This is a genomic window from Diplocloster modestus, from assembly GCF_019042245.1.
GTDB classification, from domain to species: domain Bacteria; phylum Bacillota; class Clostridia; order Lachnospirales; family Lachnospiraceae; genus Diplocloster; species Diplocloster modestus.
In genome coordinates, this window is sequence record NZ_JAHQCX010000012.1 from 55,298 (window position 1) to 78,603 (window position 23,306).

Sequence of the window (23,306 nt, forward strand, 5' to 3'; positions counted from 1 at the left end):
ATTTGAATAAGCAATCAAAGGGGATGGGATTCTATCTGCTGATCCTTGTGGCTGTACTGTTCGTATTCATGATGCTGAACCAGAATATGCGCAGTACAGATGACTACACCTATAAGCAGATGGTCACAGACCTGAAGGAAGGCAAGGTTACGAATGCCAGAATCCAGCAGAATCAGGAAGTCCCTACCGGCAAGGTGGAACTGTATCTGGATTCCAACGAAGTAAAGACTCTGTTCGTATCGGATGTCAACGAGACGGAAGTGCTTCTTCGGGACAACGGAATCGACCCGATTCTCACGGACGTGGCCAGGGATAACAAATTTTTAACCATCGGGCTGCCGATCCTGGTGACCGCAGGGCTGGTCATTTTCCTGTTTATGATGATGAACCGGCAGGCAGGCGGAGGCGGCGGAACGAAGATGATGAACTTCGGCAAGAGCCGCGCCAAGATGGCCAATGATTCCAATGTGCGGGTTACGTTTAAGAACGTAGCCGGTCTGGATGAGGAAAAAGAGGAGTTAAAGGAGATCGTGGACTTCCTGAAAGCTCCGAAAAAATATATACAGGTAGGAGCCAGGATTCCCAAGGGAGTTCTGCTGGTCGGCCCTCCCGGAACCGGTAAGACACTGCTGGCCAAGGCTGTGGCAGGAGAAGCGGGTGTTCCGTTCTTCAGCATCTCCGGTTCGGATTTTGTGGAGATGTTCGTCGGCGTGGGAGCGTCCCGTGTCCGTGATTTATTCGAGGAAGCCAAGAAAAACGCCCCCTGTATTATTTTCATTGATGAAATTGACGCGGTAGCCAGACGCCGCGGCACCGGTATGGGCGGCGGCCACGACGAGAGAGAGCAGACCTTAAACCAGCTTCTGGTGGAGATGGACGGTTTTGGCGTCAATGAGGGAATCATCGTAATGTCCGCCACCAACCGTGTGGATATTCTGGATCCTGCGATCCTGCGCCCCGGCCGCTTCGACCGTAAGGTGGGAGTCGGACGGCCCGACGTAAAAGGCCGGGAAGAAATACTGAAAGTACACGCCAAGGGCAAACCCCTGGGCGATGATATCGATTTAAAACAGATAGCCCAGACCACCGCCGGATTCACCGGAGCCGATCTGGAAAACCTTCTGAACGAGGCAGCCATCTTCGCGGCCCGGGAAGAGCGTGATTACATTATCCAGCAGGACATCCGCCGCGCGTTTATCAAAGTCGGAATTGGAGCAGAGAAAAAAAGCCGGGTAATCACGGAAAAAGAAAAACGCATCACCGCCTACCATGAAGCCGGCCATGCGATCCTGTTCCACGTACTGCCCGATGTGGGCCCGGTCTACACCGTATCTATCATTCCCACCGGCATGGGCGCCGCCGGCTACACCATGCCCCTCCCGGAAAGCGACGAGATGTTCAACACAAAGGGCCGCATGCTCCAGGATATCATCGTAGATCTGGGCGGCCGTGTGGCAGAGGAACTGATCTTTGACGATATCACCACCGGAGCCTCACAGGATATCAAGCAGGCTACCGGAATCGCCAAATCGATGGTTACCAAGTACGGCATGTCAGAGGCTGTGGGCCTGATCAGCTACGACAATGATGAAGACGAAGTGTTCATCGGCCGGGATCTGGCGCACACCAGAGCCTACGGGGAGTCCGTAGCCCAGAAGATCGACAATGAAGTAAAACGAATCATTGATGAGTGCTACGCGAAAGCGAAAGCAATCATCAAAGAGCACGAAGAAGTGCTGCACCGCTGTGCCGATCTCCTGTTAGAAAAGGAAAAAATCAACCGCGATGAATTTGAAGCTTTATTCCAGCCCGAAGCCTGATTCTGTGCAATAAAACGGGGACTTTCGTCAGAATGCCGAAAGTCCCTTGTCAATTTCTAACAAAAAAATATAACCATTTTTGTAAAGTTTGTGCACACTTATCCGCCCCCCAATGCTATAATAATCATTGTAAAAACCCCCCCAATACATTATATAGTTTTTGCTACACCCCATAAGAAAGAAATACCTTCTCCAAAGAAGCCAGCGCCAGCTGGCTTCTTTACTTTGGGAAAGTATTGATCTGTTATGCGGAGACGAAGAACACCGTCAGGAAGGTATCAGTTCTTTCTGAATTTTGCAGGACACACGCCGTTATGTTTTTGAAACAGCTTGAAAAAATTTGAATAATTCATAAAACCTTCCCGGTCAGTAAACCACTTAAAATAATAAGTTTGCATAAAGCCTCCCTCTGCTATAGAATAGAAGTAATATAAGCCGACATATAATGATATAAAAGGAGTATCGGGATGTATTTGGAAGACTTGGAAATATTGGAGAAAAAGCAGAAATATATAAACAGCCTGAATCCCATTTTGAATAAAAAAGCGATTTTCAGCGATGGGACGCTTACCTATCGGAGTCCTATGGAACCGGAGGCGGGGGAAACCGTTACGATCCGGTGCCGGACGGGAAAAAATAATGTGGACAGCGTGTATTTTATCAGCGGACAGGTGCGGCAGCTGATGGAAAAGGAACTGTCAGAGGGGCCGTTTGATTACTATAAGGTGGACATAACGGTAGGACGGGAGCCGCTTCTTTATTTCTTTGAGATTAATGCGGGACGGATCCGGTGTTTTTATAATGAACGCGGGATTTCAAAAGATCTCCAGGAATATTACATGTTCAGCATTGTGCCGGGCTTTAAGACACCAGATTGGGCAAAGGGCGCGGTGATGTACCAGATTTTCGTAGACAGGTTCTATAACGGAGACCCCTCCAATGATGTGGAGAACCGGGAGTATATATATATTAAAGAAGGAACCCACAAGGTGGAGGACTGGTACCGGCTTCCGGATGCGATGGATGTCAGGTCCTTCTATGGCGGCGACTTGAAAGGGGTTATGGATAAACTGGATTATCTGCAGGATCTGGGGGTGGAGGTCGTCTACCTGAATCCGATTTTTGTATCCCCCTCCAACCATAAGTATGATATCCAGGATTATGATTATGTGGACCCGCATTTCGGCGTTATTGTAAAGGATGGGGGCGAACCGCTGCCTGAATGGGAGAATGACAATGCGAGAGCGTCAAAATATATACAGCGGGTTACTGACACGGAGAACCTGGAGGCCAGTAATAAACTGTTGATCAAACTGATCGAAGAGATTCACAGGCGGGGTATGAAGATTATACTGGACGGAGTGTTTAATCACTGCGGCTCCTTTAATAAATGGCTGGACAGGGAGCGGATCTATGAGGGGGCCCAGGGATATGCGCCCGGTGCTTATGTGTCTGCGGACAGTCCTTACCGGAATTTCTTTAAATTCAATAATGAGCACGAATGGCCCTATAATCCGTACTATGACGGGTGGTGGGGGCATGACACACTGCCGAAGTTAAATTACGAACAATCCCGGGAACTGTATGATTATGTGCTGGAAGTGGCCAGAAAATGGGTGTCCCCGCCTTTCTCGGCGGATGGCTGGAGGTTAGATGTGGCAGCGGATCTGGGCCATACCGGTGAGTTCAACCACAAGTTCTGGAAGGATTTCAGGAGGGTGGTGAAGGAGGCGAATCCACAGGCGCTGATCGTGGCCGAACATTATGGGAATCCCGGGGCCTGGCTGCAGGGCGACGAATGGGATACGGTTATGAATTATGACGCCTTTATGGAGCCTATTACCTGGTTTTTGACGGGAATGGAAAAGCACAGCGACGAGTTCCGGCCCGATATGCTGGGAAACGCGGAAAACCTGGTGGGCGCGTTAAAACACCACATGTCCAATTTCCTGATGCCGTCTATGCTGGTAGCCATGAATGAGCTGTCGAATCATGACCATTCCCGCTTTCTGACCCGTACGAATCATGTGGTGGGCCGTGTGGGCCGCCTGGGCCATGAGAAGGCGGAAGAGGGTATAAATAAAGGCATATTCCGGGAAGCCGTGGTGGCTCAGTTTACCATGCCGGGAGCTCCTACGATCTATTATGGGGATGAAGCGGGGCTGTGCGGTTTTACAGATCCGGATAACCGCAGATCCTATCCCTGGGGAAGAGAGGATCTGGAGCTGCTTGATTTCCACAAAGAGATTATCCGCATCCACAAAGAAAATAATGTGCTGACGTTTGGATCGATCCTGCTGCTCGCGGCGGAACAGAACATGGTGAGTTACGCCAGGTTCGACCGCAGACAGCAGATCGTTATCGCCATGAACAACCGGGAAGAGGAGGCGCCTATGGAGATATCCGTATGGGAGACCGGGATTCCCATAGAATGTGAATTGGAACGGCTGATCTTGACCACCCGGGAGGGTCATACGACGGAACCGGAGAGGTACAGGGTCGGGGAAGGCAGGCTTAAATTAAAGCTGCCGCCATTTTCCTCCGTAATCCTTCGCAGGCGGACATAGCCCTCTGTTATTATAGCATGGCCTGTATTGATGGAAAGCTTTTTTATGATATGTATTGTTGTCTTAAGTTTGGTCTTTCTTAACGGATAGTTCCTGAAAAAGATTTTCATAATAATCTTTAAAAATACTTTGTTTTCGCCATAAAAACGTAATATCATGAGTGATCCGGAAATCCTTAAGCGGGATGCGCTGCATCCGCCCGGTCTCCAGATCCTCCATGGCTGCGGCTTCATACAAAAATGTGATGCCGCAGCCTTCTCTTGCCAGAGACAGGAGTGCGCGGATGTTGCTGATCTGTGCGGTGTTTGAAAAATCGCTGACCGTTAGATTGCAGCTTTCCAGATAACGTTCCAGTACTCCTCTGGTGCCCGAGCCGGCTTCCCGCAGCAGAATCCGCTCTTCCAGCAGATCTTCAATACATTGTACCGGTTTTTTAAACCGGTAATCAGAAGCTGCGACCGCGATAAACGGCTCTCGGGTATAGACCAGATAGTCATACTCACTTTTATTAAAAAATCCTTCTACCAAAGCGAAATCAATCTCCCCCTGGTTAATCTTGGACAGCAGGTCCTGGGTATTGGATACGATCATCTTGACCGATGTGTTCGGATGATTTTTCAGATAAGCAGCGATGCGATGGGGAATTAAGAATTCTCCTACCGTCAGAGTCACCCCAAACGTCAGACGCGGTTTCCCTGCCTGCAGCTGGTGCAGCTGATCTCTCAGATGAACATCATCATGCTTCATCGTTATCGCGGTATTCAGAAGCAGACTGCCGGCATCTGTGAGGCTGAGCTTTTTGCCCGCGTACCGGAATAATTTCGCGTGATAATCCATTTCCAGGCAATGGATATGCTGTGAGACGGCGGGTTGTGTAATATGGAGCTCCTCGGCGGCCTTTGTATAGCTCATGTGCCTGCAGACACTCAGAAACGTATGGATTCGAAAATCCAACATAAGATCACCTCTTTGTTTAACCATAACATATATTTATCATTTAATAAATATATATAATTTTATCTTATTCATGTTACATGTTATACTCTCCCTTGTGAAAATGGAAAAATGAGGAAATAAGGTCGAATACAATATTCACCTATACCTCAATTTATGACGCATTAGATGCGCATGGGAGGAAATTATGAAAAAGAATGCAAAAGGGGTACTTTTATGTCTGCTCATCGCAATACCGGCCTGGTTTCTGGGATCGCTGCTTCCGGTAGTGGGAGGACCGGTATTCGCGATTCTGATCGGTATGGTTGTTACGCTTCTGCTGAAGGATAAGCAAGCGGTACAGCCTGGAATCGGGTTCACATCGAAGAAGATATTACAATACGCAGTCATTCTGTTAGGCTTCGGCATGAACCTGACCGATATCCTGCTAAAAGGGAAACAGTCGCTGCCCATCATTATCGCGACCATATCTACGTCACTGATGATAGCGGCGCTGATGTTCGCGCTGATGAAGATGCCTTATAAGATATCGGCCCTTGTAGGTGTAGGCTCCTCAATCTGCGGCGGTTCAGCCATCGCCGCTGCTGCGCCTGTAGTGGGCGCGGACGATGAAGAGATCGCCCAATCCATATCTGTAATATTCCTGTTTAATATTGCTGCCGCGCTGCTCTTTCCCACGTTAGGCCATCTTCTGGGCTTAAGCAATGAAGGCTTTGGTCTCTTTGCCGGCACGGCAATTAATGACACATCATCCGTGACAGCTGCCGCCACCGCCTGGGACGGCATACACGCAAGCAATACACTGCAGGCCGCCACCATTGTAAAACTGACAAGGACACTGGCTATCATCCCGGTTTCTCTCATGCTGGCCTTCATCCGTGTGAAAACCGAAAAAAATAAGGATACAGCCAACATCCAGTTAAAACAGATTTTTCCGGTCTTTATTCTGTTCTTTATCCTGGCATCCGTCATTACAACCGTATTCAACCTGCCAGCCATAGTAACATCCCCGCTCAAAAACCTGAGTAAATTCTTCATCATTATGGCCATGGCCGCTATCGGGTTAAATACCAACATTATCCGCCTGGTAAAAACCGGGGGCAGACCCATTCTGATGGGATTTTGCTGCTGGGTGGGAATCGCCTGTGTCAGCTTGTGCATGCAGTACTTTCTGGGAATCTGGTAGGATAAGGGGGACTTTATCAGCCGGCCATGAGACGGTCCAAAAAGTATGACGCAGGGCTGCGCCATACTTTTTGGACCGTCGTCACGAAAAGCTAACCCTGGTCAGCCCGCAGTCAGGCTCGCAGTCATGAAAGAATTCTTTTTTCTTTTCAAAGAATATGTTATGATAAAGATACTGTTATCGACAGAGCTTTGGGGAGGACTTAGAGATGTATGACAGAGTACAGGGTTGGATGTATGCGTTAGAGCATCATACTGTATTTGCTGCGGTTAAGAAGGGATTTCTGCTGGTGATACCGATTGTATTGACCGGCTCCTTTGCGCTTCTGATCAGAAGCTTCCCGATCCCGGCGTTTCAGGAATGGATCGCCGAGTTTGGAGGAGGCTTTTTGCTGCGCCTGATGAACTTTATTTTTGATTCGACTTCAGGATTTGTTTCGCTGTATCTGGTGCTGGGAATCAGTTATTATTATTCCGGTGAATTTGCGGCGGGGAATACCGGGCTCCGGCTGATGGCTATGACGACGGCTTTGGCTTGCTTCATTGCGTCCTTCGGGGGAGCCAGCGGGTCACTTGAGCTGGAGAGCTTTGGAACGATCGGGGTGTTCACTGCGATGCTGTGTTCGATTCTGGCTACCAGATTGTTCTTTGCCATGGAATTGAATGTTTTTCGAAAGTTCCGTTCCTACGCGGCCGGGGTGGATATTCATTTTCGAAGTTCAATGACCGCTATCCTTCCAATGGCGGTTAGTGTCACCGTATTTGCGGTAAGTAATCTTCTGATGGATACGTTTCTGCACGTTGCGAATCTCAACGATCTGATCAGTACTCTGCTGCAGTCGCTTTTTGGAAATCTGCATGGGGAACTGGCGAATGGAGTGCTGTTTACCTTTCTTCAGAATTTACTGTGGATTTTCGGAATCCATGGGGGAAACGCGTTGGATACGGTCGCCCAGACTGTATTTACAGGAGAGCAGACGATTATTTCAAAATCATTTCTGGATAACTTTGCGGTAATCGGCGGAAGTGGGACTACGGTTTGCCTGCTGCTTGCGCTGATACTGATCTCAAAGGTTAAGAGTAACCGGAATCTGGTGTACTCTGCAGCCCCCCTTGGTTTGTTTAATATAAATGAAATACTTGTGTTTGGCTTACCGATAGTACTGAATCCGGTTATGATCCTGCCTTTTATTCTGGTGCCTGTATTTTCTCTGATAATCGCCTATACCGCAGTGACGTTCGGTTTTATGCCCCCGGTATCCCAGTCGGTTACCTGGACGACTCCGGTTTTTTTCAGCGGATATCTGGCTACAGGTTCCTGGCGGGGAATGCTGGTGCAGTTGATCATACTGGCGGTTGGAACCGGTATTTATCTGCCTTTTGTGAAGCTGTGGGAGAGATTGCAGGCGTATGGCAGCCAGTATATGGTGGCTGAGTTGACGAGATGTTTCCGGACCAGCGAAGAGGAAGGATCGGATATGAATTACCTTTCGCGAAATGACAGCGTCGGTATGATAGCTAAGGCAATGGCGGAACAGCTCAGAAGCGATGTGGAGAATGAAGCGGTCCCTGTATTCTATCAGCCGCAGGTGGATGATATGGGACGGGTAATCGGAGCGGAAGCGTTGCTGCGCTGGAAATATAAGGAAGAAACCGTGTATCCGCCGCTGGTCATATCTCTGGCCAGAGAGGACGGCTGCTATGAAACGCTGACCTGGTGTGTTTTGAATACCGTATGCCGTGATCTGTACCGGATTCGTGAGCGGGTGGAGCCGGATTTCCAGATATCCGCGAATATTGTGGCGGAACAGCTGAACAACGAAAAACTGATCCGCAATATGATCCGTTTGGCCATGGATTATGATGTAAATAATCAGCTGATCCTGGAAGTGACAGAGGAGACATCCCTGGTGAATCTGCCGTACATTGGAGAAAATATAGAATTGCTCAGCGAAAATGGGATTTTTATGGCGATCGATGATTTCAGTATGGGTCAGACCTCGCTCAAATATCTGCGTTCCAACCGGTTCCGCTATGTGAAGCTGGATGGTGGCCTGGTACGTCAGATTGTGGATAATGCCAGATGCAGGGAGATCGTGGGATCCATCATTAGCCTGGGGAAAAATCTGGGCTTCCGGGTTGTGGCGGAGTGGGTGGAAAATGAAGAGATTCGGAATGTTCTGCTGGATTTGGGATGCACCATGTTCCAGGGCTATCTATACAGTCCAGCAGTGCCTTTTGAGGACCTGGTGAATTTTTGCTCATCTTATCAATCGGTTTGAATGAATGAAGAAAAGGGAGTAATGAAATGAAGTCAAAGGAAATTCAGGAAGTAGAAGAATTAGCCGATAAGCTGCTGCGCAAGTATTTTTGTGAAAGTGATGTGGAATTCCTGATTTCAACTTTTGCACCGGAAATCGTATGGCTGGGCGGTGGAGAATTCCAGAAAGCGGAAGGAAAAGACAATGTCGCAAAATGTTTCCGGGATGGAAAAGGGGATCTTCTGCGATGCCAGATGTGGGATGCGGAGTATGTGACGGTTCCGCTGGGGGATTCCTATTATCTGTGCGAAGGGATGAGCTGGGTGGAAACCGTGCCGGAACTTGAGGCCAAGATGAAGATTCATCAGAGAATCAGCTTCATATTTAAGAAAGCCGGAGATACCTATCAGACCGTACATATTCACAATTCGCTCCCGTTTTCGGCCGTAAAGGAAGATGAACTTTTTCCAATTCAGGCTGCAAAGGAAACCTATGAAGAGCTGCAGAAGATGGTGGTGAAAAAAGACCGGCAGATCGATCTGATGATGAACCAGCTGCCAGGAGGGATGCAGATCTGTTACAATGATGACATGTATAGGATTAAATGGATCAGCGAAAGCCTGAGCCGGATGCTGGGTTATGTCTCGGTGGAAGAGTGTTTAGCGGGCTGCCGTTTCTGCTGTGAGGGTTTTATCTGTGAAGAGGACTATGCTCCTATGAAAAAGCAGGTGGATGAAAGCCTCACAAAGGACAATACCTACTCGGTAGAATACCGGGTATTGAAGAAAAATAAAGAAGTAATCTGGGTTCTGGAGCAGGGGAAATACTTAACCGACAGTGACGGTGAAGAGGTGATCTACAGTTTTATATCCGACATTACCAAACGTAAGGAGCAGGAGTTCCTAATACAGAGGGCAGATGAAGAAGTAAAACGTCAGGCGGAATTTCTGACACAACTGTATGATACCGTACCCTGCGGAATACTGCAGTTTACGACGGATCCCAGCCACCGCACCGTTTATGCCAATCGTATGACCTGGGAGATATACGGATACAGCAGGGAGGAATACTGGGAAAACTTTAAAAGCCCCTTCGAGCTGGTAGAAACACAAGATTTGGATAGAACCAGGAAGGCTGTGGAAGACCTCAAACTGAACGGGGAGACGATCTCTTATAACCGGGAGGGACGGCGCAAAGACGGAAGTGTATGCTGGATCAATGCCACCGTGGGCCGGGTGATCAATACGGATGGGATGGAAGTGAATCAGGCCGTATTTGTGGATATTACGGAGAACAAGAAGCTGCAGCTGGAGCAGGAAAAAGAGCGGCTGATAGAAAACCGTTCTTTACGGGCGGCGATATGTACCGCTTATCCGGTTATTATGAGTGTGAATCTGACGCAGAATACGTTCGACTGTTTTATAGAGGACAATTTCATCATCCAAACGATTCCCAGCGGTAATTTTGATGATCTTGTGGCCTTTACAAAGTGTAAGGTCTATTCATCATACCAAGAGGATTTCGCGGGCGTGCTCAGCAGAGAAGTGCTGATTCAGCGGTTCCTGGAGGGAAATCAGGAGAGTTATCTTGAGATCCGCCAAAAGGGAGATGACGGCCAGTATCATTGGGTTTCGCTGCATGTGATACATGTGGATAATCCCTATAACGATGATGTGCTGGCTATTTTACTGTTAAAAGTATTAGATGAACAGCGGGCTGAACAGGCGAAGCAGGAACAGCTCTTAAGGGATGCGCTGGAATCGGCCAAAGCGGCAAACAATGCAAAATCTGATTTCCTGTCCCGTATGAGCCATGATATCCGGACCCCGATGAATGCCATCATCGGGATGAGCACGATTGGGCAGTTGAAAATACAAAACACGGTCCGGGTAAAGGACTGTTTTGAAAAGATAGACGCATCCTCCCGCTACCTTTTGTCTCTGATCAATGACATCCTGGACATGTCTAAGATCGAGAGCGGAAAGATGACCATTTCCCATGAAAAGTTCGATTTTATGCAGTTCATGAATGAAATCAATACGATCATTTATCCCCAGGCCCAGGAGCAGAACCTTATATTTGATGTGTACCACCAGGAGCCTCTGGAACGGTATTATATCGGAGATGCGCTGCGCCTGAATCAGATATTGGTCAATTTACTCTCGAATTCCATAAAATTCACACCGGCCGGCGGCAAAATAATGATCACCATTGAAGAAGACAGAAGGACCAACGGTTTTGCTTACCTGAAGTTCATTGTGAGAGACACAGGGATCGGTATGTCCAGAGACTTCATGCAGAAAATTTACCAGCCTTTTGAACAGGAGTCCAGAGATTTTGCCAGAAACAACGTGGGGAGCGGCCTTGGCTTATCCATCGTATACAATCTGACCCAGCTGATGGGCGGAAGTATCAGTGTGGAGAGTGAAAAAGGCGCAGGAACCACTTTCCGGTTGGAACTGCCCTTTGAACTCACAGAAGATGATGAGTATGCGGAAGCGGATAGAAAGACCAGAGAACTTTTAAAGGGGATACAGATACTGGTTGTGGATGATGATCCCATGATCGGCGAGCAGACCGCCCTAATCCTGGAAGACATCGGGGCAGTCTCGAAATGGGTAGATAGCGGGAAAAAAGCAGTGGAAGAGGTCAGCCGTTCCCTGACAGACGGCAAAGTCTATGATATTGCTATGATCGACTGGATGATGCCTGGTATGGACGGAATAGAGACCACCAGAGAAATCCGCAAACTGGTGGGTCCGGACACCATGATCATTATCATCTCTGCCTACGATTGGAGTAGTATAGAAGGCGAGGCCAGGGCCGCCGGAGTCAGCTGCTTCATATCCAAGCCTCTGTTTGAGTCCACGATTTGTGATACCTTTTTGAATCTGCAGGTAACCCCGCACGAAAAAAAGAGGGAAGAGCAGAAGTTTCATTTGGAGGGAAAAAAAGTTCTATTGGTTGAAGACAATGAACTAAACCTGGATATCGCCAAATCCTTACTGGAATTAAAGGACATCGAAGTGGACACGGCTGTCAACGGAGTCCTCGCCGTAGAAGCGTTCCGATGCTCTGCGCCGGGAGATTACATGGCTATCCTGATGGACATCCGAATGCCGGTTATGGACGGACTGGAAGCTTCCCGGGTGATCAGGCAGGCAGAGCGGCCTGATGCCCTCACGATTCCGATCATCGCCATGACGGCCAACGCCTTCGATGATGACAGAAGCAAAGCACTGGAAGCGGGCATCAACAGCTACCTGGTAAAGCCAATCGACATCAATCAGTTATACCAGGAACTGGAAAGCCTGCTGTAGACCAGCGGCAGATAATAAAGAATACGGATGAAGATGAAATAAGGACCCGGTGGATTTCTATTCCATCAGGTCCTTAACCATTCAACGCACTCTGCCGTCTGTGACACAAGCTGTCTGCAATGAAATGATAACAAAAAAGCCGAAATCCCTTAAAAAAATAAGGTGATTTCAGCAAATAAAAAAGCGCGAGACGGGATTCGAACCCGCGACCCTCGCCTTGGCAAGGCGATACTCCACCACTGAGCCACTCGCGCAAATTAAACATACAAATATGAAGTAATCCAAAGCAGGTGATGGGAATCGAACCCACGTATCTAGCTTGGAAGGCTAGTGTTCTACCATTGAACTACACCTGCATCATTCCAATAAACAGAAAATACAGTGCCCAGAGCCGGAATCGAACCAGCGACACGAGGATTTTCAGTCCTCTGCTCTACCGACTGAGCTATCTGGGCAAAACGAGTGGATGGAGAAGGATTCGAACCTTCGAAGGCGTTGCCAACAGATTTACAGTCTGCCCCCTTTGGCCACTCGGGAATCCATCCATACCAGAACCAGCGTCCTGACAGTTACATACTATACCATAGCTTTTTTTAAAGTGCAAGACATTTTTACAAATTTATGGTATTTTGGGCTTCCGATTTACTGTTTATAGGGGCTGGGGATGTTTGACTTAGGTCCGGGCTGAGCGGGAAGGGGCGTACCTTTGGGTGCCGGGCGGCAAATCCCGCGGGGCCAAATCACCCCACTCTGCCGGAAATATCCATTGCGGATTATAAGGGAATGGGATATACTAAGGTGATAAATAAGGGGTAATGAAGGTTGAACAAAGAGACGTTCACCCATACCTATATGTGCGGGAAAGCGCGCGTATGGAGGAAAAGATGAAGATAGTGCTGGCGGCCGTGAATGCGAAGTATATCCATTCGAATCTGGCGGTGTATAGCCTGAAGGCTTATGCGAAGGAATATGAGGAATTTATAGAGATACGGGAATATACGATTAATCATTACAGGGAGGATATTCTGGCTGGGCTTTATGGGGCTTGTCCGGATGTGCTGGCGTTTTCCTGTTATATCTGGAATATGGATCTGATCAGGGATCTGGTGACGGATCTCAAACAGGTGATGCCGGAGGTGCCGGTGTGGCTTGGTGGTCCGGAGGTGTCCTTTGATCCGGTGCAGGAGCTTAAACGGATGCCGGAAGTTACCGGGATCATGGTCGGCGAGGGGGAGGAGATATTCCGGGGACTGGCCCGACATTATATAGAAGGAAACAGTAAGCTTGAGGATCTGGAGGGAATCGTGTGGCGCGGAGGAGGCCGGGAGATTCAGGTGAATCCACCGGGAGAACCTATGGACATGAATCGTCTTCCGTTTATTTACAGCGATATGAGTGGGTTCCGGAACCGGATCATCTATTATGAAGCCAGCCGCGGATGCCCGTTTTCATGCAGCTATTGCCTCTCCTCAGTGGATAAGCGGCTGCGGTTTCGGGATTTGGATCTTGTGAAGAAGGAGCTGCTGGTATTGATCAGGAATGAGGTGCCGCAGGTGAAATTTGTGGACCGGACGTTTAACTGCAGACCGGATTTTGCTATGGCAGTCTGGAGCTTTTTGGCAGAGCATGACCGGGGAAAGACGAATTTCCATTTTGAGATCGCGGCGGATATTCTGACGGAAGAGGAAATGGAGCTTCTTAAGACGCTGAGGCCGGGATTGATCCAGCTGGAGATCGGCGTGCAGTCTACGAATCCGGATACCCTGCGGGAGATCCGCAGAAGTATGGACTTTCAAAAGGTGTCGGACCGGGTGCGCAGAATGAAACAGGCGGGGAACATTCATCAGCATCTGGATCTGATCGCGGGACTTCCGTTTGAAGGGCTGGAGAGCTTCATCCGCTCCTTCAACGATGTCTATGAACTGAGGCCGGAACAGCTGCAGCTGGGATTCCTGAAGGTACTGAAGGGCTCGTGGATGTATGAGAAGGCCGGGGAATATGGACTGGTCTATCAGAAGAAGCCTGTTTATGAGGTGCTATGTACCAGATGGCTGTCCTATGGAGAAATATTAAGACTAAAGGCTGTGGAACGGGTGCTGGAGACTTATTATAACAGCGGGCAGTTCCACCATGCGCTGGACGAATTGGTTACAGTTTTCGCACATCCTTTTGCCCTGTATGAGGGGCTGGCAGATTTTTATAAAGAACAGGGTTATGACCGGGTCAGCCAGTCCAGGCTGCAGAAGTATGACATCCTGCTCGCGTTTGCCGTAAAGGCGGATCCGGAGCGGGAAGCGCTGTACCGGGAACTTTTATTATATGACCTGTATCTGCGGGAAAATGTAAAGAGCCGTCCGGAATGGGCGCCCTCGCAGGAGCAATGGAAGCAGGAGAGCCGTAATTTTTACCGGCGGGAGGAGAAGAGGCGTTATTATCTGCGGGATTATGCGGAATATGATGCCGCACAAATGGCCAGGATGACTCATCTGGAGTTCTTCCGTTATCAAGTGAATGGGGCAGGTAAAAAGAAGGATGAGCTGACGGTACTGCTTTTTGATTATAAACATAAGAATCCCCTGACGAACGAAGCACTGGTTTTGGAGGTAGAGGATATGGATGGAAGAGATTATGACTAAGAGAACAAAAGCGATCCTTGATTTGCTGGATGAGACATATACTACGGAATATAAGTGTTATCTGAACCACGAGACGCCCTGGCAGCTGCTGATCGCCACGATGTTGAGCGCGCAGTGCACAGATGCAAGGGTGAATATCGTGACGAAAGATCTGTTCCGGAAATACGATTCCCTGGAAAAATTCGCGTATGCGGATCTGGAAGAGCTGGAGCAGGATATTAAGCCTACTGGATTTTACCACAATAAGGCCAGAAATATTATCGCCTGCGCCAGAAGGCTGGTGCAGGAGTTCGGCGGGGAGGTGCCGGAGACTATAGAGGATCTGACATCCCTGGCCGGGGTGGGACGTAAGACGGCAAATGTGATAAGGGGGAACATTTATCATGAACCCAGCATCGTCGTGGATACCCATGTGAAGAGGATTTCCCGGAAACTGGGACTGACCAAGGAAGAAGATCCAGAAAAAATCGAATATGATTTGATGAAAGTCTTGCCAAAGGACCACTGGATTTTATATAATATACAGATTATCACATTCGGCAGAGCCATCTGTTTTGCCAGAAGCCCGAAATGTGAAGAGTGCTTTTTGAGAGACTATTGTCTGGAATACAATGGGAAGATGAAGAAAGGGCGAAAATAAAAGTGCCCCGGAGGATAAAATGAAAATGGATTACGTGGCCCTGGATCTGGAGACAACGGGCTTAAATCCGTCGAGGGACCGCATCCTGGAGATCGGGGCGGTGAAAGTGATCGACGGCAGAATTACAGATACATATCAGACATTTGTCAATCCGGGAGTTCCGATACCCGAGAGAATCTGCGAACTGACCGGAATCGATGAGACGATGACGGCGGACGCAGTGCCATCTGCGGACGCGGTCAGAGAACTGATCGATTTCTGCGGGGATCTGGATCTTCTGGGACATAACATTATTTTTGATTACAGCTTTATTAAGCGGACTGCAGTGAACTGCGATATGACGTTTGACAAGCAGGGAGTGGATACACTGAAGATAGCCAGAAAGCTGCTTCCCGATCTGGAAAGCAGAAGCCTGGAATATTTGTGCGATTACTATCATATAACACAGGAGAAGAGACACCGCGCATTTGAGGACGCGAAGGCCAGCAGCTGTCTCTATGATAAGCTGTTGGAGCAGTTTTATCCGGAACATTCCGAGGTGTTTCGTCCGCAGCCTCTGGTCTATCAGATTAAAAAACAGGGACCTATTACAAATTCACAAAAACGATACTTGATAGATTTGATAAAATATCATAAAATAGATACAAGTCTGCAGATAGAAAGCATGACTAAAAATGAAGCGTCCCGCATGATCGACAAGATCATTTTGGAATACGGAAAGATCAAAACGAGGTGATAGGATTGTTCAATTTTAATGATAACAAAACGAGAAGAATCATTGCAAGCGCCATCATCATAATTGTTGTACTGGCAATGGTGGTGCCTATGATTCTGTCCGTAGTGTGAGCCTAAGAATAAGAGTAACTAGTGTGCTGCAGGAGGATTATAGAATGAAAATAAAGAAACTACTTGGGGCCGGTGCTTTTCTACTGGCTGCGCTGACCTGTACCATAGGAATGGAAAAACCCGCTTATGCGGCAGGCGATTCCGGGGATACCATTAATAAAGGAGTATTCCTGGGAGATATCGATGCCGGAGGAATGACGAAACAGGAGGCCCAGGATGCGATTGACGACTATATCGCTGGCCTGGACAAGGAAGAGATCACCCTCCGGATCAATGAGGAAGAAATGACGGTTACAGCCGGACAGCTGGGACTGAAGCTGTCTAATGAGGAAATACTGGACGAGGCCTTAAGCCTCGGCAAATCCGGAAATATTGTTCAGCGCTATAAGGCTTTAAAGGATCTGGAACATGAGCAGAAAGTCTATGAGCTGAGAGTGGAACCGGATGAGCAGAGTGTAAAAACGTTGGTGGAAGAAGAATGCACGAAATTTAACGTGGATGCGGAGAATGCCGGATTAGAAAAGAATGGCAGTACGTTTAACGTAATTCCCGGAAAGACGGGACTGAAAGTAGATGTAGATACTTCTGTTGATTTGATACTGGACTACATTTCCAATGAATGGGATCACGGGACAGGTCAGCTGGAACTGGCAGTGGAAGTGGATGAACCCAAAGGTACGGCGGAACAGCTGGGCCGGGTTAAGGATCTGCTTGGATCATTCAGCACCAGCTTCCCCAATTCCTCCTCGGACCGTGTCACCAATGTATCATCAGGAGCGAAGCATATCAATGCTTCCGTCATATATCCGGGGGATGAGTTCTCAGTATATGGGGCAGTCAGCCCGTTTACGGAGAAGAATGGATACCGGATGGCCGGCGCTTACGAGAACGGTATGGTGGTAGACAGTCTGGGCGGTGGTATCTGCCAAGTGTCGACGACCTTATACAATGCGGTTATCCGCGCGGAGCTTGAAGTGACGGAGCGCTCTCCGCATTCCATGCTGGTAGATTATGTACAGCCGTCTATGGACGCCGCTATCGCGGGAACCTACAAGGATCTGAAGTTTAAGAATAACACGGACGCCCCTATATATATCGAGGGCTTTACCCAGGGTAAGACCATTACCTTTAATATTTACGGGGAAGAATACCGCTCCAATACCCGTAAGATTGAATTCGTCAGCGAGACACTGGAAACGGTGGATCCGGGAACCAAGATTATCGGTGATCCCGCTCTTCCGGCCGGCTATAAGAAAACCACCCAGTCCGCGCACAAAGGCTGTACCGCGCAGCTTTGGAAGGTTGTCTATGAAAACGGAACCGAGGTTTCAAGAGAAATCTTCAATAAGAGTAAATATCAGCCGTCACCCAAATATATTACCATCGGCCTGGCTACAGAGGATGGTAATCTGGCACAGCAGCTGCAGGATGCGGTCACGGTCAGTGACGAGGCTTATCTGAACGCGGTGCTCGGCGGTATCGGAGGCGGAGAATAACAGATCTGATCTAAAATTGAGAATGGCAGGCAGAGGAAGTCTGATTGTACGTATCCCGTACTCAGACTTCCATTCCTATACTGTCCGTAATATAGCAGGGAACGGTTGAACCAAAAACGGTTCACCCATACCTTGTTTTGCAGCTTTGCTGCAAACCCGCCCGTAGGGCATGTATTAAGAGTACCTGTCAAGGTATACCTAAATGTGCGGAAAAAATGCACAAATGGAGGAACGGTTGAACCAAAAACGGTTCACCCATACCTAAATGTGCGGAAAAAATGCACAAATGGAGGAAACTATGAAGATAGGAAAAGTGCCGGAATCTGTATTAAAGCGTTCCGTGTTCAAGCAAATCAAGACAAAGAGACCTGAGGTACTGGTTGGAGCCGGCGTGGGGGAAGACTGCGCCGTGATGCAGCTGGAACCAGATGAGGTATTTGTGTTGTCCACAGATCCGATCACCGGGACGGTTCAGGATGTAGGACGTCTGTGTGTGCATGTCACGGCTAACGACCTGGCCTCCGCAGGAGCCGAGCCGGTGGGAATTCTGCTTACGGCGCTTCTTCCGGAGGATATGGAAGAGGAGACACTCCGGGAGATGATGGCCCAGGTAGAGGAAGTCTGTGAAGAACTCCATATCCAGGTAATGGGCGGCCATACGGAAGTTACCAGAGTAGTACAGCAGCCGCTGATCACCGTAACCGGTGTGGGAAAAGTAAAAAAAGACCGTCTGATCACCACCGGCGGGGCAAAGCCGGGCGATGACGTGGTGGTAACCAAATGGATCGGAATCGAGGGAACGGCGATCATCGCGAAGGAAAAAGAAGCCCAGCTGCTGACCCGATATCCGGAAAAGCTGGTCCGGACAGCCAGGGAGCTTGATCAATATATTTCTGTGGTGAGGGATGCGGCTGTCGCGCTTAAGTCCGGTGTCAGTGCCATGCATGATGTGACGGAGGGGGGAATCTACGGGGCCCTCTGGGAGCTGGCGGAAGCATCTGGTGTCGGACTGGACATTGATCTTATGGAAATCCCTGTCCGTCAGGAGACCATAGAGATCTGCGAATATTTTGACCTGAATCCATACTATCTGATATCCAGCGGCTGTATGCTGATGTCGGGTCCGGACGGGTACGGCCTGGTCAAAGCCTTAAAGCAGGAGGGGATACCGGCCGCTGTGATCGGCAAGGTGACAGCAGGCAAGGCCCGGGTAGTCCGTAATCAGGGCGAGATCACATATCTGGAGCGTCCCAAGACGGATGAATTGTATCGAATCTATGAAGCATAGGCATGTGCAAAAAACAGCACGATTGGAGGAACGGTTGAACTAAAAAGCAGTTCACCCATACCTATATGTGCAAAAAGCAAGCACGATTGGAGGAAAACATGAGAGAGAAGATTTTAGCTTTTATTGAAAAAAACAGCCGGTTTGATCTAAAAGAACTGGCTATCATCCTGGGAGTTGACGAGGCGGCCGTAGTCAATGAGCTGGCAGCCATGGAGCGGGAGAAGATTATCTGCGGATACCACACCATGATTGACTGGGACAAGACGGACACAGATAAAGTGACCGCTCTGATTGAAGTAAAGGTTACCCCTCAGAGGGGACAGGGATTCGACAGGATCGCGGAGCGGATCTTCAATTATCCGGAGGTGAATACCGTATATTTGATCTCAGGCGGCTATGATCTGTTGGTGATCCTGGAGGGAAAATCCATCCGGGATGTATCCCAGTTTGTGTCCGACAAATTATCGACGCTGGATTCCGTACTCAGCACAGCGACCCACTTTATATTGAAAAAGTACAAAGACCATGGAACCATAATAGGAAAAATGTCAAAAGATGAAAGGATGTTAGTATCACCGTGAAAAATCCATTATCCGAAAAAATCGTAAACATTGCTCCGTCCGGCATCCGTAAATTTTTTGACATCGTTACGGAGATGGAAGACGCTATATCGCTGGGTGTGGGGGAACCGGATTTTGATACTCCGTGGTTTATCCGGGATGAAGGAATATACTCCCTGGAGCAGGGCCGGACCTTTTACACATCCAATGCAGGATTAAAAGAGCTGAAGGAAGAGATCTGCCGCTATCTGAAAAGGCGGATGAACCTTACCTATGATCCGAACAAAGAAACCATCGTAACAGTCGGCGGAAGTGAGGCGATCGACATCGGCTTGCGCTGTGTGCTGAACCCGGGCGATGAGGTGCTGATCCCGCAGCCCAGCTTCGTGTCCTATCTGCCCTGTACCGTCATGGCAGACGGCGTTCCCGTACCGATCGAATTAAAGGAAGAGAATCAGTTCAAGCTTACCCGGGAGGATCTGGAAGCTCACTTAAGCCCGAAGAGCAAGGTACTGATCCTGCCTTTTCCCAATAATCCCACCGGCGCGGTCATGACGAAAGAGGATCTGGCCGATATCGTGGATCTTATCATTGAGAACGATCTGATTGTCATGACCGATGAGATCTATGCGGAGCTAAGCTACCATGGGGATCATGTTTCCATCGCAGAGTTCCCGGGCATGAAAGAGCGCACTATCCTGATCAACGGATTTTCAAAATCCTATGCGATGACGGGATGGAGACTGGGATATGCCTGTGGACCGGCGAATATCATTGAACAGATGATCAAAATGCATCAGTTTGCCATCATGTGTGCTCCAACCACCAGCCAGTACGCAGCGGTGGAAGCATTAAAGAACGGGGACGAGGAAGTGGCGAAAATGCGCGAAGCCTACGACCAGCGCCGGCGGTTCCTGATCCATGAATTCCGTGAAATGGACCTGAAATGCTTCGAACCCTTCGGAGCCTTCTACATATTTCCCTGTATCAAAGAATTCGGTATGACCTCCGATGAATTCGCCACCCGCTTTCTTCAGGAAGAAAAAGTGGCGGTGGTGCCTGGAACGGCCTTCGGTGACTGTGGGGAGGGATACCTGCGTATCTCATACGCCTATTCCCTGGAGAATCTGAAAATAGCCATCGGCCGTCTGCGCTCCTTTATCGAGCGTCTCCGCGCTGTACAGGGGCGTTAAACCGGCGAAAAGGTATTATAAGGAAGAAAAAGAATTATGGCAAAGTTAAATATTGTTTTATTCGAGCCGGAGATCCCGTCTAATACCGGCAATATCGGCCGCACCTGTGTGGCCACCGGGACGAGACTGCATCTGATCGAACCCCTGGGATTCCGCCTGAACGAGAAATCCATCAAACGGGCCGGCATGGATTACTGGGAGCACCTGGACGTAACCCGCTATGTTGACTATCAGGATTTCTGTAAAAGAAATACCGGTGCAAAAGTATATATGGCCACTACCAAAGCGCCCAGTGTCTACACGGAAGTCCACTATGAGCCGGATTGTTATCTGATGTTTGGTAAAGAGAGCGGTGGTATTCCCGAGGAGATTCTACTTGAAAATCAGGAAACGGCGATCCGTATTCCCATGCTTTCTACCATCCGGTCGCTGAATCTGGCCAACTCCGTAGCCATCGTGCTGTATGAAGCTCTGCGCCAGAATAATTTTGATCATATGCAGCTGGAAGGGCATCTGACCAGGTATAATTGGAAGTAAAACATAAAGCGTCGTTTCCAAACCAGATCATCGGTTGGGGGACGGCGCTTTCATATTTCATAGGAAAGTGCTCCTATGAAATAAAAAACGCTCCGCGGGACCGCACTGCGGCGGAAGGGAAGATGCCGCTTACGCGGCCCGCCGCAGGCGGAGAGTTTCGCAAGCGAAACTCTTTTTCTCCAACCAGAACACATTATTTCATGATATGATACAGCCTCAATTCATATAATGTTTATAAAATATAAGAAAAAGTTAAGAAAATACACTGGTTTCGTTAAAACTATCTTCATACTGAAATGTTATAATGATAAACGAACATGATAGTTGACCATCCGGGTCTTTAGAAAAGAGGTATCGTATGAGAAACAGTGTAAATGATTTTGACTATCTGGACCGTAAGATAAATAAAATGAATCTACTGATTATCTGTGCAGGTATCATCGCCGTCATGGCCATTGGGTTCGTATATTCCTATAAGCTCCATAACCAGGACATCCCGACGATGACCGTTACCAACAACGCAATAGTGGCCGTACAGGAATAGTTACCAACCGTGCAATAGTCGTGGTTACCCAGGAATAGGTTCCTCTAGTGGAATATCACATACCGGGGGGTAACACAACTGGCCATATACCTGTAAAAAAACAGGCACAACTGAATTCCCAACTACATATACTGATAGTAACACCAAATCTATCGAGGTACTTATGTCAAACCAGACATTGAAAAGTATGCAGACCGAGTCTCCTGACCGCGGGCGGCTGCAGGTGCAGGTGACATCTACCATCGGACGGGTTCCCATCACTGGTGCTACTATCAGTATTTCTTATACCGGAGATCCCGAGAGTCCGGTTGAACATCTGACCACCAACAGTTCCGGTCAGACAGAAATACTGGATCTGCCGGCCCCGCCCCTGGAATACAGCATGGAACCCAGCGACAATCAGCCTTACGCCGAATACACGGTTCAGGTCCAGGCTCCCGGTTATGAATCCGCCACTGTCGCCGGTTCGGAAGTATTACCGGATACCACTTCCCTTCAGGGGATAGAACTGCGTCCTATGGAGGGCCAGGAAGCGTTGGACCGGATCGTGATCGGTCCGCACACCCTGTTTGCGAATTACCCTCCGAAAATAGCGGAGGCTGAGATCAAACCTGTCAATGAGAGCGGTGAAATCGTATTGAGCCGCGTGGTCGTCCCTGAGTTCGTGATTGTTCACGACGGTTCCCCCAGGGATACTTCCGCCACAGACTACTGGGTCCGTTACAAAGATTACATTAAAAATGTGGCATCCAGTGAGATCTATGCCACATGGCCGGACAGCACCATACGCGCGAATGTGCTGGCGATCATGTCATTCACGCTGAACCGTGTCTACACCGAGTGGTACCGGAACAAAGGATTTGATTTCACCATAACCTCGTCCACCGCCTTCGATCACAAATGGATCTTTGGACGCAACACATTTGACAGCATTTCTGTAATCGTGGATGAGATCTTTAACGCCTATCTGTCCCGGCCCAACGTAAAACAGCCAATTCTGACCCAGTACTGTGACGGAAGGCAGGTCACCTGTCCAAACTGGATGACGCAGTGGGGATCCAAGTACCTGGGTGATCAGGGTTATACGCCCATCGAGATACTGCGCTATTATTATGGTGACAACATGTACATCAATGTGGCGGAGGAGATCGCAGGCGTTCCTTCATCCTGGCCGGGTTATAACCTGGATATCGGAGCGTCGGGCCCCAAGGTGACTCAGCTCCAGGAACAGCTGAACACCATAGCTGCCACCTACAGCGCCATTCCCACCATTGCGGTAGACGGAATCTACGGGGAATCCACCGCCAATGCGGTACGCACCTTCCAGTCCATCTTTGGACTGCCCCAAACCGGTATCACGGATTATGCAACCTGGTTTAAGATACAGGAAATCTACGTGGGTGTCACACGGATTGCAGAGTTGAGTTAATCCTAGTCTATGGATCTGATGTGCAGCATG

16 protein-coding genes and 4 tRNA genes are annotated in these 23,306 nt (G+C 48.8%); 15 read left to right on the forward strand and 5 right to left on the reverse strand.

The window, feature by feature from the left end:
• Positions 1 to 23 precede the first annotated feature (23 nt).
• Together ftsH and KTH90_RS16415 are read left to right on the forward strand one after the other, a co-directional pair.
• Complete coding sequence (ftsH, locus tag KTH90_RS16410; RefSeq protein WP_158351866.1) at positions 24 to 1,820, forward strand: ATP-dependent zinc metalloprotease FtsH; 1,797 nt, start codon at positions 24 to 26, stop codon at positions 1,818 to 1,820.
• A 467-nt stretch (positions 1,821 to 2,287) separates the two neighbouring features.
• Entirely contained in the window at positions 2,288 to 4,387 is a 2,100-nt protein-coding gene (locus KTH90_RS16415; RefSeq protein WP_158351377.1) for a glycoside hydrolase family 13 protein, read from the forward strand.
• Positions 4,388 to 4,450: 63 nt separating this feature from the next.
• Here KTH90_RS16415 and KTH90_RS16420 read toward each other — a convergent pair whose 3' ends face one another.
• On the reverse strand, positions 4,451 to 5,344 hold the full coding sequence (locus KTH90_RS16420; protein WP_158351378.1) for a LysR family transcriptional regulator: 894 nt from the start codon (positions 5,342 to 5,344) through the stop codon (positions 4,451 to 4,453).
• A 184-nt stretch (positions 5,345 to 5,528) separates the two neighbouring features.
• Between KTH90_RS16420 and KTH90_RS16425 the strand changes: the two genes are divergently transcribed.
• The 3 genes from KTH90_RS16425 (at position 5,529) to KTH90_RS16435 (ending at position 12,107) form a co-directional block, all read left to right on the forward strand.
• Complete coding sequence (locus tag KTH90_RS16425) at positions 5,529 to 6,527, forward strand: YeiH family protein (RefSeq protein WP_158351379.1); 999 nt, start codon at positions 5,529 to 5,531, stop codon at positions 6,525 to 6,527.
• Between the two features lie 208 nt (positions 6,528 to 6,735).
• Complete coding sequence (locus KTH90_RS16430; RefSeq protein WP_238727062.1) at positions 6,736 to 8,808, forward strand: PTS sugar transporter subunit IIC/EAL domain-containing protein; 2,073 nt, start codon at positions 6,736 to 6,738, stop codon at positions 8,806 to 8,808.
• Between the two features lie 26 nt (positions 8,809 to 8,834).
• Positions 8,835 to 12,107, forward strand: a complete 3,273-nt coding sequence (locus KTH90_RS16435) for a PAS domain-containing hybrid sensor histidine kinase/response regulator (protein WP_238727063.1) — start codon at positions 8,835 to 8,837, stop codon at positions 12,105 to 12,107.
• A gap of 182 nt (positions 12,108 to 12,289) precedes the next feature.
• On the opposite strand, the gene KTH90_RS16440 is transcribed toward KTH90_RS16435, so the two are convergent.
• The 4 genes from KTH90_RS16440 to KTH90_RS16455 form a co-directional block, all read right to left on the reverse strand.
• Positions 12,290 to 12,361 (reverse strand) — tRNA-Gly (locus KTH90_RS16440).
• Between the two features lie 31 nt (positions 12,362 to 12,392).
• Positions 12,393 to 12,463, reverse strand: a tRNA-Gly gene (locus tag KTH90_RS16445).
• A gap of 26 nt (positions 12,464 to 12,489) precedes the next feature.
• Positions 12,490 to 12,562 (reverse strand) — tRNA-Phe (locus tag KTH90_RS16450).
• An 8-nt stretch (positions 12,563 to 12,570) separates the two neighbouring features.
• Positions 12,571 to 12,652 (reverse strand) — tRNA-Tyr (locus tag KTH90_RS16455).
• A gap of 339 nt (positions 12,653 to 12,991) precedes the next feature.
• Between KTH90_RS16455 and KTH90_RS16460 the strand changes: the two genes are divergently transcribed.
• From KTH90_RS16460 to KTH90_RS16505, 10 genes are all read left to right on the forward strand, one after another.
• Positions 12,992 to 14,743, forward strand: coding sequence for a B12-binding domain-containing radical SAM protein (locus KTH90_RS16460; protein ID WP_158351384.1), 1,752 nt, complete (start codon positions 12,992 to 12,994; stop codon positions 14,741 to 14,743).
• Positions 14,736 to 15,383, forward strand: a complete 648-nt coding sequence (gene nth, locus KTH90_RS16465) for an endonuclease III (RefSeq protein WP_158351386.1) — start codon at positions 14,736 to 14,738, stop codon at positions 15,381 to 15,383. The genes KTH90_RS16460 and nth overlap by 8 nt, the downstream gene beginning before the upstream one ends.
• A 19-nt stretch (positions 15,384 to 15,402) precedes the next feature.
• Positions 15,403 to 16,119 (forward strand): 3'-5' exonuclease, encoded by a 717-nt coding sequence (locus KTH90_RS16470; protein WP_238727064.1) that lies wholly within the window; start codon positions 15,403 to 15,405, stop codon positions 16,117 to 16,119.
• A gap of 154 nt (positions 16,120 to 16,273) precedes the next feature.
• On the forward strand, positions 16,274 to 17,725 hold the full coding sequence (locus KTH90_RS16475; RefSeq protein WP_238727065.1) for a VanW family protein: 1,452 nt from the start codon (positions 16,274 to 16,276) through the stop codon (positions 17,723 to 17,725).
• Positions 17,726 to 18,023: 298 nt separating this feature from the next.
• A complete protein-coding gene (locus KTH90_RS16480; RefSeq protein WP_238727066.1) occupies positions 18,024 to 19,013 on the forward strand; it encodes an AIR synthase family protein in 990 nt (329 codons plus the stop codon).
• 98 nt (positions 19,014 to 19,111) lie between these two features.
• Positions 19,112 to 19,594: an Lrp/AsnC family transcriptional regulator gene (locus tag KTH90_RS16485; RefSeq protein ID WP_158351390.1), complete on the forward strand. Its 483-nt coding sequence runs from the start codon at positions 19,112 to 19,114 to the stop codon at positions 19,592 to 19,594.
• Positions 19,591 to 20,766, forward strand: a complete 1,176-nt coding sequence (locus KTH90_RS16490; RefSeq protein ID WP_238727067.1) for an aminotransferase class I/II-fold pyridoxal phosphate-dependent enzyme — start codon at positions 19,591 to 19,593, stop codon at positions 20,764 to 20,766. Before KTH90_RS16485 ends, KTH90_RS16490 begins: the two co-directional genes overlap by 4 nt.
• Before the next feature lie 36 nt (positions 20,767 to 20,802).
• Positions 20,803 to 21,303, forward strand: coding sequence for a tRNA (cytidine(34)-2'-O)-methyltransferase (locus KTH90_RS16495; protein ID WP_158351393.1), 501 nt, complete (start codon positions 20,803 to 20,805; stop codon positions 21,301 to 21,303).
• Between the two features lie 358 nt (positions 21,304 to 21,661).
• A complete protein-coding gene (locus KTH90_RS16500; protein ID WP_238727068.1) occupies positions 21,662 to 21,847 on the forward strand; it encodes a hypothetical protein in 186 nt (61 codons plus the stop codon).
• 163 nt (positions 21,848 to 22,010) lie between these two features.
• Positions 22,011 to 23,276, forward strand: coding sequence for a peptidoglycan-binding protein (locus KTH90_RS16505; RefSeq protein WP_158351396.1), 1,266 nt, complete (start codon positions 22,011 to 22,013; stop codon positions 23,274 to 23,276).
• The last annotated feature ends 30 nt before the right edge of the window (positions 23,277 to 23,306 follow it).